The sequence below is a fragment of the Subdoligranulum sp. APC924/74 genome (assembly GCF_003324125.1).
Lineage (GTDB): Bacteria > Bacillota > Clostridia > Oscillospirales > Ruminococcaceae > Gemmiger > Gemmiger qucibialis.
Genome location: NZ_PSQF01000074.1, coordinates 1 through 13,388, shown reverse-complemented (window position 1 = coordinate 13,388; position 13,388 = coordinate 1). Strand labels below are relative to the sequence as shown.

11 protein-coding genes are annotated in these 13,388 nt (G+C 56.5%); 6 read left to right on the top strand and 5 right to left on the bottom strand.

Annotation, left to right across the window (positions count from 1 at the left end; translation table 11 throughout):
* Positions 1-87 precede the first annotated feature (87 nt).
* Both asnB (C4885_RS12770) and C4885_RS17320 read right to left on the bottom strand, forming a co-directional pair.
* Positions 88-1,962, bottom strand: coding sequence for an asparagine synthase (glutamine-hydrolyzing) (asnB, locus tag C4885_RS12770; protein ID WP_114000707.1), 1,875 nt, complete (start codon positions 1,960-1,962; stop codon positions 88-90).
* Between the two features lie 148 nt (positions 1,963-2,110).
* On the bottom strand, positions 2,111-2,818 hold the full coding sequence (locus C4885_RS17320) for a hypothetical protein (RefSeq protein ID WP_371681672.1): 708 nt from the start codon (positions 2,816-2,818) through the stop codon (positions 2,111-2,113).
* Between the two features lie 138 nt (positions 2,819-2,956).
* Here C4885_RS17320 and C4885_RS17315 point away from each other — a divergent pair, with 138 nt between their 5' ends.
* The 4 genes from C4885_RS17315 to C4885_RS12750 all read left to right on the top strand — a co-directional run bounded on the left by C4885_RS17315 (position 2,957) and on the right by C4885_RS12750 (position 8,547).
* Entirely contained in the window at positions 2,957-3,328 is a 372-nt protein-coding gene (locus tag C4885_RS17315; RefSeq protein ID WP_371681671.1) for a hypothetical protein, read from the top strand.
* Positions 3,329-3,615: 287 nt separating this feature from the next.
* Complete coding sequence (gene asnB, locus C4885_RS12760; RefSeq protein WP_114000705.1) at positions 3,616-5,445, top strand: asparagine synthase (glutamine-hydrolyzing); 1,830 nt, start codon at positions 3,616-3,618, stop codon at positions 5,443-5,445.
* Between the two features lie 12 nt (positions 5,446-5,457).
* Positions 5,458-6,957: a UDP-N-acetylmuramoyl-L-alanyl-D-glutamate--2,6-diaminopimelate ligase gene (locus tag C4885_RS12755; RefSeq protein ID WP_114000704.1), complete on the top strand. Its 1,500-nt coding sequence runs from the start codon at positions 5,458-5,460 to the stop codon at positions 6,955-6,957.
* Positions 6,958-7,290: 333 nt separating this feature from the next.
* Positions 7,291-8,547 (top strand): hypothetical protein, encoded by a 1,257-nt coding sequence (locus C4885_RS12750; RefSeq protein WP_114000703.1) that lies wholly within the window; start codon positions 7,291-7,293, stop codon positions 8,545-8,547.
* Positions 8,548-8,645: 98 nt separating this feature from the next.
* On the opposite strand, the gene C4885_RS12745 is transcribed toward C4885_RS12750, so the two are convergent.
* Positions 8,646-9,416: an ATP-binding protein gene (locus C4885_RS12745; RefSeq protein WP_114000702.1), complete on the bottom strand. Its 771-nt coding sequence runs from the start codon at positions 9,414-9,416 to the stop codon at positions 8,646-8,648.
* Positions 9,417-9,556: 140 nt separating this feature from the next.
* Here C4885_RS12745 and C4885_RS12740 point away from each other — a divergent pair, with 140 nt between their 5' ends.
* Entirely contained in the window at positions 9,557-10,216 is a 660-nt protein-coding gene (locus C4885_RS12740; RefSeq protein WP_114000701.1) for a Crp/Fnr family transcriptional regulator, read from the top strand.
* 7 nt (positions 10,217-10,223) lie between these two features.
* On the opposite strand, the gene C4885_RS12735 is transcribed toward C4885_RS12740, so the two are convergent.
* On the bottom strand, positions 10,224-10,406 hold the full coding sequence (locus tag C4885_RS12735) for a hypothetical protein (RefSeq protein ID WP_371681670.1): 183 nt from the start codon (positions 10,404-10,406) through the stop codon (positions 10,224-10,226).
* An 83-nt stretch (positions 10,407-10,489) separates the two neighbouring features.
* Positions 10,490-11,677 carry a nucleotidyltransferase family protein gene (locus C4885_RS12730; protein WP_114000700.1) on the bottom strand — a complete coding sequence of 396 codons (1,188 nt, stop codon included), beginning with the start codon at positions 11,675-11,677 and terminating at the stop codon, positions 10,490-10,492.
* A 165-nt stretch (positions 11,678-11,842) separates the two neighbouring features.
* Here C4885_RS12730 and C4885_RS12725 point away from each other — a divergent pair, with 165 nt between their 5' ends.
* The gene (locus tag C4885_RS12725; RefSeq protein ID WP_114000699.1) at positions 11,843-13,060 is read left to right on the top strand and encodes an acetate/propionate family kinase; all 1,218 of its coding nucleotides are present in this window, start codon (positions 11,843-11,845) and stop codon (positions 13,058-13,060) included.
* Positions 13,061-13,388: the final 328 nt, after the last annotated feature.

Below are 13,388 nucleotides of genomic sequence, written 5' to 3'. Positions count from 1 at the left end.
TTATCGAGCATTTTGGCAACGCAGATGCCGTGCCGCAGCCGCCGGAGCGGTGCTTGAGCCGTTAGGCGGGAATTGTGCGGTATTGCCTTAATAGATTCCTGCCGGGGCCTGGGTGTTTACGAAATACAGCTCGTACCACAAAATAAAGGAATAAAAGCTCCAAATCTTGGTCATGTTCTTGGCCTTGCCCGCCTTATGATCATCCAGCAGGCGCATGATTTCGTCCACATTAAAGAACTTTTCGGCAACGGGGCCAGTGAACTTTTCCTTTACCATATTATAGTACTTATCTTCCCGCAGCCAGTCGTTCAGCGGCACGGGGAAGCCCAGCTTTTTGCGATGGGCAACGCTTTCCGGCAGCTGCTTCATGGCGGCACCGCGCAGAGCGATCTTGGTGGACTCTTTGCCGGAGCGGTATTTCTGCGGGATAGACAGTGCCACATCCAGCATGTTGCGGTCCAGGAAAGGCACGCGCAGTTCCAGGCTGTTGGCCATGCTCATGCGGTCGGCTTTCAGCAGGATATCATACAGCATCCAGGTGTGCATATCCACCCACTGCAGCTGGGTGGGTTCATCCAGACCCTGCACTTTATCAAAATAAGGCTTAAAGAACTGTTCCGGGCGGGGGCTGTGGTAGTTCTTTTTCAGGCAGCGGTCACGTTCAGCCGGGTCCAGGAAAACATAGTTGGCGCGCATATAGCGCTGCCAGGGTTCTTCTGCACCGCGCACCAGAAAGTGCTTGCCCTTAAAGTCCGGCAGTTTGGATGCCACTGCGCCTGCGGCCTTACGCAGCGCTTTGGGCACCTTATGCTCGTAATCCATAAAGTGAACCGCCTGGCAGTACATGGGGTAGCCGCCAAACAGTTCATCGGCACCTTCGCCGGAAAGCACGACCTTGACGTACTTGCGGGCGTTCTGGGCCAAAAAGTAAAGCGGAACTTCCGCCGGGTTGGGCATGGGTTCATCCAGGTACCACTGGATCAGGCGGTTGGCTTCAAAGAACTGTTCGGCATCCACCTTATTGGCAATGCTGGGCACACCGATTTCCTTACTGAACTCCTGGGCATACGGCAGCTCGGAGTATTTTTCCTCCGCATAGCCGACCGAGAAGCTCTTGACATGCGGAGTACCCTTAGCAACCTCGTTGACCACAAAGCTGGAATCCACACCGGAAGAAAGGAAGCAGCCAACCTCAACATCGGCAATCTGGTGGGCGGCAACGCTTTCGGCAAAGGTATCGGTGATGATTTTTTCCCACTCTTCCAGGCTCTTGGAATCGTCCACATGGTACTTGATCTCATAGTAGCGTTCCACTGTCAGTTCGCCATTTTCCCAGGTGAACATACATCCGCTGGGCAGCTTGTAGACATTTTTGAACATGGTTTCCTCATTGGGGATATACTCAATGCTCAAATATTCCGGCAGGCGTTCCTCGTTTAGTTCCTTTTTGAAACCGGGATGAGCCAGAAAGCTTTTGATCTCGCTGCCAAACAGGAACAGACCATCCTGATTATAATAATAGAACGGTTTGATACCGAAGATATCCCGCGCACCAAACATGGTTTTGGTTTTCTGGTCCCAGATCACGAAGGTGAACATGCCGCGCAGTTTGCCGGGCAGCTGATTGCCCCACTGCTCATAGCCATGCAGCAGCACCTCGGTATCGGACCGGGTGGCAAAGGTATGGCCTGCGGCGATCAGTTCCTCGCGCAGGGTCTGGAAGTTATAGATCTCGCCGTTAAAAATGCAGACAAGACTGCCATCCTCATTGAACATGGGCTGCTTGCCGCCCTCCAGGTCAATGATGGAAAGGCGGCGGTGGCCCAGGGCTACCTGGTCATCCACATAGTAGCCTTCGCCGTCCGGGCCGCGGTAGGTGATCAGGTCCGCCATTCCTTTTACAATGCGGCGGGCGGTTTCCGCTTTATGGTTGCGCTCAGCAAAGCCGGTAATGCCACACATAGGCGCTTTCCCCTCTCTATATTATAATGGTTTGTTTTGTTACAGGCTGGCGTTTCTATGATTGCCAAAAGGGCGGCGGGTGCACAATGTGCGCCCCTACGGGGGCCAGCGATTTTATTTATAGTGTGTGATAGCTTTTATTCTATCATCAATCCCGCAGGCCCTTATTGCCATAGTAGCGGGCGGTTTTGCGGTAGTAGTTCAGCTGGCTGCGGATGTACCAGAGCCAGCGCTTCAGGTTCCAATCCTCTTTGCAGAACAGCTGGTGGGCACATTTGCCCTCTTTTTTCAGCTTATCCGCACGGGCCAGCAGATCCGGGTCCTTCAGGTATTTTTTGATCACGCCGTAGGGGGCAATCATCCACAGGCTCTTGGTATCGGCAATGGTCAGGCCAAGTTCCTTGTGCTCCAGCACATCCTCCACCAGCCACTTGGACAGGTTATACCCTGCCGCGGTGACAAAGTAGCTGGAACGGCCCTGACGGGGGTTCATCTCAAACATCTTGTACTCGCCGGTGCGGGCGTCGTACTTGATGTCCATATTGGCAAAGCCTTCCCACTGCATATCTTCCAAAAAGTTTTTCAGCTTTTCCAGCAGGGCAGCATCATTGTATTCGGGGTCAGACAAGATAGCCGCATAGTTGCCGATGCCTTCGGGGGTCTGCTCTTCCAGCAGGGGGCGGCCCAAAGCCATCAGCTTGACTTTGTGGTCCAGGCCGCAGTAGGCGTTCAGCACACGCATGCAGTTGTCATCGCCGGGGATATACTCCTGCAGAATCAATTCGTCCTGGTAGCTGCTGCCGTAAATGGCAGCGGTGATGGCGTCAAATTCTTCGCGGTTATTGGCAAGGAACACCTTTTTCTTGTGGGGGAAGGTGCAGTTCCAATACGCCGGGGAATTGCTCGCCTTGATGATAACGGGGAACGCAAACGGCAGTTCTATATTTTTATAGTTCTGCGCATTGCAGGTTGCCGTTTTGGGGTAGCTCAGGCCGTGTGCTTCGCAGGCACGGTAAAAGTTTTCCTTCATATCCAGGTCCAGCACGGTTTGCAGTTCCGGGCAGGCAAAGTGGTAATAGGGTTTCAGGGCATCGCGGTGGCGGCCCATCAACACAGTGTAACCGTCCGCGCAGGAAACCAGCACCAGCGGCTTGTCCGCATGGGCTTTTGCGTAATCGGTCAGCGTTTTTACAAACGTTTCATCGTTTTCCAAATCAGGTTCCAGCACGGCAATTTTTACAAGATTGGTGTTGGAAGTTGCAACCAGCGCACCCTTGCAGATGGCCACGCTGCGCACGCCATACTGCTGGTAAAAGCTGCGTGCCATACCATAAACATTGGCATCGCTGCCAAGAAGTACCGGTAAAAAATCAGACATAATACCAAACCTTTCCCATTTTGGTTATCCTTTATTTTACCGCCATTGCCACCACATGTCAAACGGCAATATCGCCTGCTTTGGGGGTGCGGGCACGGCGTTTTTTGTCTGCGCGGGCGAAAATTCCAGCAGCATTCGCCGCAAAATGCTTTTCTTTACGGCGCGAACCGTGTATAATAGGGCATATCGTACAAACAGTACCGGTTTCCGCCGGGGCAAGAAAGTAATAACCTGCGGTTTGTTTTTAGCTCCGCAGCCAGTTGAGGATTATAACCATGTGTGGAATTGTTGGCTTTGTCGGCGCACGCGCCGACATGCAGGAAATTTTGCAGGGCATGATGGATGCCATCGCCCACCGCGGCCCCGATGGCCAGGGCCAGTTTATTGAAGGCCCGGCAGCCCTTGGCCAGCGCCGCCTTTCCATCATTGACCTGGAGGGCGGCAAACAGCCCATGTTCAATGAGGACCAGAACCTCGCCGTCATCTTTAACGGCGAGATCTACAACTTCCAGGAGTTGACCGCCGAATTGATGCGCGCCGGGCACACCTTCGCCACCCGGTCCGACACCGAAGTTTTGCTGCACGGGTACGAGCAGTGGGGCAAGGAGATGCTGCAAAAGCTGCGCGGCATGTTCACTTTTGCCATCTGGGACCGCAAGAACGAAACGTTGTTCTGCGCGCGCGACCATTTTGGCATCAAGCCGTTCTATTATTACCAAAACGATGCCGGAGAGCTGCTGTTTGGCAGCGAGATCAAAAGCTTTTTGGCCCACCCCGGCTTCAAGAAAGAGCTGAACGAAGAGCAGCTGCCGCTGTATCTTTCCTATCAGTATTCCCCCGGGGAGGATACGTTCTTCAAGGGCGTCAAAAAGCTGATGCCCGCCCACTGGCTGGAATGGAAAGCCGGGCAGCTGACGGTGCAGCGCTACTGGCAGCCCAAGTTTGACCCCGATGATTCCCGCACACTGGAAGAGTGGGAGGACGAGATCAGCGCGGCGATGAAAGAGAGCGTGCAGGCACACAAGATCGCCGATGTTGAGGTTGGCAGCTTCCTTTCTTCCGGCGTGGATTCCAGCTACATGGCCGCGCTGGCCCATGTGGACAAAACATTCACCGTTGGCTTTGCCAACAAGCAATATGACGAAACCGACTATGCACAGGAGTTTTCCAAGCACATCGGGGTCAAGAATTACGCTTACCGCATTACGCCGGAGGAATACTGGGCCAACCTGGGCAAGATCCAGTACCACATGGATGAGCCTCTGGCGGATGCCGCTTCGGTCGCGCTGTACTTTGTCAACCGCGAAGCATCCAAGCAGGTCAAAGTCTGCCTGTCCGGCGAAGGCGCCGATGAATTTTTCGGCGGGTACAACATTTATAAAGAGCCGTTTACCGTAACCTGGTATGACAAGATTCCCCTGCCCATCCGCCGGGCCATCGGCGCGGTGGCGGACCTGCTGCCGCCGGTGCATGGCATCAACTTTTTGGTGCGCCGCGGCAAGCCGCTGGCGGAGCGTTACATCGGCAACACCAACCTGATGGATGAGCACCGCAAGAAAAAGCTGCTGAAAAACTACCACCCCGGCAAGCTGCCCACCGACCTTTCCCGCCCGTACTTTGAGCTTTCCAAAGGGCAGGACGCTGTGACCCAGATGGAAACCTGCGACCTGAACCTGTGGATGGTGGGCGATATTCTGCTGAAAGCCGACAAGATGAGCATGGCCAACAGCCTGGAGCTGCGCGTGCCGTTCCTGGACCGCAAAGTATTTGAACTGGCAAGTCATATTCCGACCAAGTGCAAGGTGAACGCCAACCAGACCAAGATTGCGATGCGCGGTGCGGCAGAAAAGACCATTCCCGCCAAAACGGCAGACAAAAAGAAGCTCGGCTTCCCTGTTCCGGTACGCGCCTGGCTGCGGGATGAGCAGTATGCGGGTATTGTGCGCAAGGCATTTAACACCCCCGCCGCGGAGCAGTTTTTCCGCACAAAAGAGCTGAATGCCATGCTGGACCAGCATATTTCCGGCAAGCGGGATAACTGGCGGCAGATCTGGTGCATTTTTATGTTCTTAGTCTGGTACGATGAATACTTTGTAAAACGCTGAGGTGATAACAACATGCTGTTAAAACAACTGCTGAAAAATCTGGACTATACACTTGTTCAGGGCTGCCTGAATACCGAAGTGACTGACATTTACTATGATTCCCGCAAGGTAACGCCGGGCGGTCTGTTTGTCTGCATCGTCGGCACCCAGCGGGACAGCCATGATTACGCCGCGGACGTTGCCGCCAAAGGCGCCGCCGTGCTGGCCATCCAGCACGACCTGCCCGCCGAGGTGCTGGCCGCTTTGCCGGATGTGACCGTGGTCAAGTTCGAGAGCACCCGTTACGCCATGGCGCTGCTTTCCACCGCCTATTTTGGCCGTCCCGCGCTGGAAATGACGATGGTTGGCGTGACCGGCACCAAGGGCAAAACCACCACCACCCACATGATCAAGGCTGTGCTGGAAGCCGCAGGTCACAAGGTCGGCATGGTCGGCACCAACGGCGTGTATTACCCCGGCCACCACTATGACCTGAACAACACCACCCCCGAGAGCTATGAGCTGCAAAAGATCCTGCGCCAGCTGGCGGATGCGGGGTGCGATGCCTGCGTGATGGAAGTTTCCAGCCAGGGCATTATGATGGACCGCGTGGCGGGCATCCATTATAAAGTGGGCGTGTTCACCAACCTGTACCCGGACCACATCGGCCCCGGCGAACATTCCAGCTTTGAGGAATACCGCAGCTGGAAAGGCAAGCTGTTCCAGCGCTGCGATGTCGGCGTGGTAAACGCCGATGACCCCAACACCGAAGCATTGCTGGAAGGCCACACCTGCAAGCTGGTTACCTATGGCATCCACGCCCCCAAGGTGGACTACCGCGCCAGCGAGCAGTACCGCCTGCTGCGCAACAAGGAGATGCTGGGCGTTGAGTTCACCCTGACCGAGCCGGACGGCCACACGCTGGACGTACAGGTGGGCATGCCGGGGCTGTTCAGTATTTACAACGCCCTGGCCACCATCGGCGTGGGCAAGGTGCTGGGCCTTGCGGATGCCCCCATCCACGAGGGATTGAAAAAGGCGCTCGTCAAAGGCCGTGTGGAGCTGGTGCCCATCAGCCACAAGTTCACCATCCTGATCGACTATGCCCACAACGAAGCCGCCACCGAAAGCCTGATTGAAACCCTGCGGGAGTACAACCCCAACCGCCTGGTCGTGGTGTTCGGCTGCGGCGGCAACCGCAGCAAGCTGCGCCGTTACGGCATGGGCGAAGTGTGCGCCAAGTTGGCGGATTTCAGCATCCTGACCGAAGACAACAACCGCTTTGAAAAAGTGGAAGATATTATCGCGGACATCAAAACCGGCATGGCCAAGGGCAACCCGGACGCCAAGTATGTGGAAATTCCCGACCGGCTGGATGCCCTGCATTACGCCATTGACCACGCGCAGGAGGGCGACCTGATTGCCGTAATTGGCAAAGGCCACGAAGCCTACCGTGACCGCGAGGGTGTTAAAACGCCGTTTTTGGAGCGCGAGCTGATTGAAGAGTACGCCGCTGAAACTGGGGTAGAATAACCAATTTTGCAGGGCTATGCTTTGCCTTTTGCTGCTTTGCGGCAAAAGCGGCACGGCCCTGCTTTTCTTTTGCACAAAACTATGGTATACTATTTGTGTATGCTAAAAAGTATAGGCAATACCGCACAATTCCCGCCTGACGGCTTAAGCACCGCTCCGGCGGCTGCGGCACGGCATCTGCGTTGCCAAAATGCTCGATAAGACATCCAGTATTATCTGCGCTTTTGCCTTAGCATCTGCCGCACCTCGCTCGCCGTATCGGCACTTAGAATTATGCGGTATTGCCTATACACAAAATTCAAACCGAACCAATGCGGAAAGGAGGCCGGTTTGATGACCACACAACCACCTGACCGGCTTTTCCGCCCGGTCAGCCCAGCAGCACAGGCCAAGGGCGAGCGTGTGTTCTGCGCTGCCGTGGCGCTGCTGCTGGTTTTATCGGAGGTATTCAGCTCCAACATTCAAAACACACTGCCCACATTCAGCCATGTGTGCCGCATTGCCTTAACCGTTACGGCGGCGGTGCTGCTGGTTACCAAAAGCCTGCTGCTGACCCAGTGGCAGACCAAACAACAGGCGCTGACGGCTGCCGCGTTGGCCGCTTTTGCGGTGTTTACCACCGCATACGGGCACGACCAATGGTTTTTGTTTGCCGTTTTGCTTGGCATTGGTGCCAAGGATGTTGATTTGCGCCGGGTGCTGCAGGTCTACCTTGCCGCAGCGGCTGGCGGGCTGCTGGCGGTGCAGCTGCTGCACGCCGCAACGCCGCTGGTGCCCTACCTGTACTACTGCCGCAACTGGGATTACGGCTATGGCCATTACAACGGGTACGGTGCCCGGCTGGCCGGTGTGTTTTTTGCCTGGGGCTGGCTGCGTTGGCCGCGCCTGCGCTGGTGGGACTGGGGCGGCCTGGCTGCCCTGGCAGCCTACACGCTGCTGGTGCCCGGCTGCCGCGGGGCTGGCATTGCCATGGTGCTGCTGCTGGTTTTGTTTTTGCTGCAGCGTGCCCTGCCCGCCTTTTTTGAAAGCCGCATCTGGCACGGCATGGCTCTGGCTGCCGCACCGCTGGCGCTGGGGTTCAGCCTGTTGGCCGGGCGGCTGTTTGACCCGGATCATCCCACCGCCACCCCGCTGCTGGACAAACTGAACGGCCTGCTTTCCGGCCGGTTCGAGATCTGGCACCATGTGTTCTGGGGGTATCCCCTCTACCACCCGGAGCAGGACGGGGTGCCCGGCTGGTACCATGATGCCATGCCCAAGGCCGTTACCCTTTTGGGTGGCCTTGCCACTGATGGAGACGAGCACCACGCCATTGATAACTCTTTCCTTGCCATCCCGATGAACAAGGGCGTGTTGGGCGCTGTGGTGATTGGGGTCATCTTCCTGCTGTTGATGTGGCGGCTGTGCCAAAACCGCTGCACGGGCGAAACTTTGTTTTTGACGGTGATCCTGGTTTACTTTTTGATGGAAAACAAATGCTTTTTGTTCTCCGCCGACCCCTTCATTCTGCTGCTGCCCGCAGCGCTGTTTCCCGCAAAGGGCAAGCCTCTGCCGGTCGCCTGCCCGCCGGTAACACGAGGGTGTATCTGAAAAGAATAGAAAAGCTGCCTGAACCTGTTTGCAGTGTGCAAACGATCCAGGCAGTTTTATTTTTATCCAATTTGTTTTTTGTCGAAAGCGGGCTTATCTCACAGCTCGCTGAGGATATTGCCGTCAATGGAGATGGTGATGACCTGCCACGGGATGAACTTGCCGCTGTTCTGCAAGGCCACCTTGGCGGCGCGTTCCAGCCCGCCGCAGCAGGGCACTTCCATCCGCACCACCGTCACGCTCTGGATGTTATTTTCGCGGATAATCTGGGTCAGCTTTTCGCTGTAATCCACATCGTCCAGCTTGGGGCAGCCCACCAGCGTGATATGGCCGCGGATGAACTTTTGATGGAAGTTGGCGTAAGCATAGGCCGTGCAGTCCGCTGCAATCAGCAGTTTGGCCCCATCAAAGTAGGGGGCATTGACCGGAACCAGTTTGATCTGCACCGGCCATTGGGAAAGCTGAGACCGCAACACCGGCATGTCCTCCCCTGCCGGTTCCGGCTTATGCTGCATCTGGCGCATCTGGCTGCCGGGGCAGCCGTGGTGCATTTGCGGCACAGGCTGGTGGAACACGCTGCGGGCCGCGTTGCCGGGGCAGCCGCCCAGCGGCTTTTGGGCGGCTGCGGCTTTCTGGCGCTTGTTTTCCTCCACAGCCTTTTCATCATAAGCGGCGGCTTCGCGCTCCACAAAGGTGATAGCGCCGGTGGGGCAATGGGGCAGGCAGTCGCCGAAGCCATCGCAGTAGTCATCCCGCATCAGTTTGGCCTTGCCGTTGACCATGGCGATAGCACCTTCGTGGCAGGCATTGGCGCAGGCACCGCAGCCGTTGCATTTATCGGTATCGATCTGGATAATTTTGCGAATCATAGAGGGTGTTCCTTTCTCCGCGCCGTTCAATGCCGTGCATTGCTGTGCGGCGCGCTGCTCTTTTCTTTTTGCTGTGCTTGTATTATAATGCCATCAGGCCAATAAATCTGTGGTTATAACCACAAAAAGCGAGGAATCCCATGGAAAAAACAGCCAGCACCCCCATCCAGCTTTTCCGTGGCATGACGGCGGACGAACTTGCCGCCCTGCGCGCCGCCCACTGCACCCGTGTGCAGCGTTATGACAAAAACGCTCTGATCTACCATGCGGGCCGTGTGGTACATGAGATCGGCATTGTGCAAAGCGGCAGCGTAAACGTAGAATCCAACGACCTGTGGGGCAACAAAAGTATTTTGAGCCATGTGGAAGCCGGGCAGGCGTTTGCCGAAACTTATGCCCTGTGCGGCGAGCCGCTGATGGTGGATGTGGCCGCCGCGGAGCCGTGCGAAATTTTATGGCTGGATCTTGTACCCATGCTGCAGCAGCAAAACACTGCCGCCAGCTGGTACCCCAAGTTTTTGCACAACCTGTTACTGCTTTCTATGCAGAAAAACCTGGCACTCTCCCAACGCATCCGGTGCACCACACCAAAAAGTGCGCGTGGGCGGCTGCTGACCTATCTTTCCGCGCAGGCAGTGCGGGCGGGCAGCACGCATTTTTCCATCCCGTTTGACCGCCAGCAGCTGGCGGACTACCTGAACCTGGACCGCAGCGCACTTTCCAAGGAGCTGGGCAAAATGCGGGACGATGGGCTGATCCGCTGCCGCAAAAACGAATTTGAGCTGTGCGGAACGGAATAACGCCCCCTTATCCCTTATCCTTAAGGCAACACCGCACAATTCCCGCCTTGCGGCCTGCTTCGTCCAGCTTGTTGGCTTTTAACAGGCGGATCACTTCGGGGATATTGGTCTGGATGGGGCACCCCTGCTGGCAGCGCGGCTTTTTGCAGCCCAGACACTGGTTGGCTTCGTCCATGACATGTAGTGCCATTGTTTTTCCTCATTTCGCAACGATTTTGCGTGTTAAAATCGCAACAAAATTTCAACCCCGCGCACTTTTTATCCATGCTTATATTATAATAGCACTACATGCGCCGTGTACGCATGCCCCATGGGCTGTATTTTGTACCGGCAAAGTAACGAAAAATCAACCGCTTTGCTGTGCATATCAGCAGCAATTTGCAGTTTTTGGTCCTGCCCCGCCAAACCCGCAAGGCTGGTGCCCGCCGGAATTTTTGCGTGCTTTAACAGCGGCAGCGCGCTGCGCTTTGCCCCCAGCACCAACAGGTACGGCGGCAGCGCGGGCAGGCCCGCGGCGGGCACATCCAGCACAGCATCCAGTACCAGTCGCCGCAGGCGGGCCGTGGGGTAGCGCTTGGTTTTCAGGCGGTCATACAGATCATTTACCGTTTCTGCTTCGCGGGCTGCGGCATACAGGCGGTTTTCCAGCCCTTCGCCCGCGCCGCGTAAGGTACTCAGCTGCTCCGGCGTTTTGGTGCGCAGCAAAGTCAGCACTGCGGTGCTGAACTTTTCCGGGTCCGCCAGCTGACCTTGTTCCGCGGCCTGGCGGTACAGCTCCATGGCTGCCTGCGGCACAAAGGGGCTGGCAGCCTTGATTCCTTGCGTATGCACCAACTGCCGGATATGGGAAGCCGAAGCCAGTGCCTGCCCCTGCACCTGGCCGGTCTGGGCGGTGCCATGGGCTGCGCCCAGACGCGGCAGGGGCAGCAACTGCATGGCTGCCCCCTGCCGCAGAATGGCCTTGCAGTATTCGATCCCCAAAATGTTGTTGGGCGTTTGCAGCAAATCCGCAGCACCGGGGCACAATGTTTCGGCGGCTGCGGCACGGGCGGCGGCAAAGGGCAGGCCGCTTTCCAGCTGGCTGCGCAGCGCCGCCGGGAACGCCGCACTGCACAACGCGGCAGCCGCTGCCTGCAAGGGGGCGGGCTCCGGGGTTTCGGCACCGAACGCAAGGGTATCGCACCCCAGCGCGGCCAGCAGATGTACCCCGGCAGCGGCAAACTGTTCTGCGCTGGCGTTGGCATAGGGCGCAGGCAGCGCCACCACCAGGTCCGCTCCGGCGGCCAGCGCTGCGCGCACCCGCACAGCTTCCGGCAGGATGGGTACCCCACCGCGCTGCACAACGCCGGTGCTCATGCACACCGCGATGGTACTGGCCCCCCGCTGCCGCAGCATGCGCAGCTGCAATGCGTGGCCGCTGTGGAACGGGTCATACTCTGCAATGATGCCGACAAAATTCATATCGTCTACCCCTGATTCTTCGCAAATTCTGTTCGCTTGTGCCGAAAAGAGCCTTGCAATGTTTTCTGCTTCATTATATAATAAATTTGTCTGATACAAAAGGGCCAATACAAAAACCGGGTCCCGCCCGGCATGGCTCTTAAATTTTGAAGGAGGACAAATCCAATGAAGATCCTTGTTATCAACTGTGGTTCTTCCAGCCTGAAATATCAGCTCATTGATATGCAAGGCGAGAAGGTGCTGTGCAAGGGCCTGTGCGAGCGCATTGGCATGGAAAGCAGCATGATTACCCATGAAGCCAACGGCAATAAAGCCACCACCCCGGCCATCTTCCCCACCCACACCGAAGCATTTGCTGAGGTTGTGAAGAAGATGACCACCGGCGATGGCAAGGTCATTGATGATGTCAGCGAGATCAACGCCATCGGCCACCGCGTGGTCCACGGCGGCGAAAAGTTCCAGGCCAGCTGCCTGATCACCCCCGAAGTGATCGAGACCCTGCGCGAGCTGAGCCCCCTGGCCCCGCTGCACAACCCTGCCGGCATCCTGGGTATCGAGGCCGCCAAAAAGGTCTTTGGCGATATCCCCAATGTTGCCGTGTTTGATACCGCTTTCCATTCCACCATGCCGCCGAAGGCTTTCATGTACGCCATCCCGTATGAATATTACGAGAAGTACGGCGTGCGCCGTTACGGCTTCCACGGCACCAGCCACAAGTACGTCAGCTACCGCGCTGCCGAATATCTGGAAGAGCCCATCGACCGCCTGAAGCTGATCACCTGCCATCTGGGCAATGGTTCTTCCATTGCTGCAGTTGACCAGGGCAAGGTTGTGGATACCTCTATGGGCATGACCCCGCTGGCCGGCCTGATGATGGGCACCCGCTGCGGCGATATCGACCCTTCTGTGGTCAACTACCTGAAGTACACCCTGAACATCACCGGCCACCAGCTGGACGAGATTCTGAACAAGAAGTCCGGCCTGCTGGGTGTTTCCGGCGTTTCCAGCGACAAGCGTGACGTTGAGGCAGCAGCCGCCGCCGGCAACCCGCGCGCACAGCTGGCCAGCGATATGCTGAACTACCAGATCAAGAAGACCATCGGCAGCTACATTGCCGCTATGGGCGGTGTTGACGCCATCGTGTTCACCGGCGGTATCGGCGAGCATGACGCTGACTCCCGTGCCAAGATCTGCCACCACATGGATTGGCTGGGCATCCGCGTGGATACCGACAAGAACGCCAACGCCCACAAGCAGAACAAAGATGTTGTGGAAATCACCGCTTGGGGTGCCAAGGTTCGCACCCTGGTCATCGAGACCAACGAAGAGCTGATGATTGCCCGCGACACCAAGGAAGTTCTGGGCAACGAAGGCTTGCTGTAATTGCACCTATATTCCAGCTCAAGCGCCTAAAACTGAACTAAGCTAAAAAATCCGCTCCTTTTGCAAAAAAGGGGCGGATTTTTTGGTTAATTAAAAAAGAAGAAATAATAAAGAACAATTGTGGTGGACCGCGGCGCGGGCGTGCCGCTCAGAATTTTTTTGGGGGTGCGGGATAGTGGAACAAGATTGGTGGGCTTTTATCGTGCACTGTAGGGAACGGTCTTGACCGTTCCGGAACCGTAGGACAGATTAAGGCAATACCGCATAATTCTAAGTGCCGATACGGCGAGCGAGGTGCGGCAGCTGCTAAGCCAAAAGCGCAGATAAT

Coding starts and splice junctions, on each gene's coding strand:
- asnB (WP_114000705.1), top strand. CDS start 3,616: ATGTGTGGAATTGTTGGCTTTGTCGGCGCACGCGCCGACATGCAGGAA.
- C4885_RS12755 (WP_114000704.1), top strand. CDS start 5,458: ATGCTGTTAAAACAACTGCTGAAAAATCTGGACTATACACTTGTTCAG.
- C4885_RS12745 (WP_114000702.1), bottom strand. CDS start 9,416: ATGATTCGCAAAATTATCCAGATCGATACCGATAAATGCAACGGCTGC.
- C4885_RS12730 (WP_114000700.1), bottom strand. CDS start 11,677: ATGAATTTTGTCGGCATCATTGCAGAGTATGACCCGTTCCACAGCGGC.
- C4885_RS12750 (WP_114000703.1), top strand. CDS start 7,291: ATGACCACACAACCACCTGACCGGCTTTTCCGCCCGGTCAGCCCAGCA.
- C4885_RS12725 (WP_114000699.1), top strand. CDS start 11,843: ATGAAGATCCTTGTTATCAACTGTGGTTCTTCCAGCCTGAAATATCAG.
- C4885_RS12735 (WP_371681670.1), bottom strand. CDS start 10,406: ATGGCACTACATGTCATGGACGAAGCCAACCAGTGTCTGGGCTGCAAA.
- C4885_RS12740 (WP_114000701.1), top strand. CDS start 9,557: ATGGAAAAAACAGCCAGCACCCCCATCCAGCTTTTCCGTGGCATGACG.
- asnB (WP_114000707.1), bottom strand. CDS start 1,962: ATGTGTGGCATTACCGGCTTTGCTGAGCGCAACCATAAAGCGGAAACC.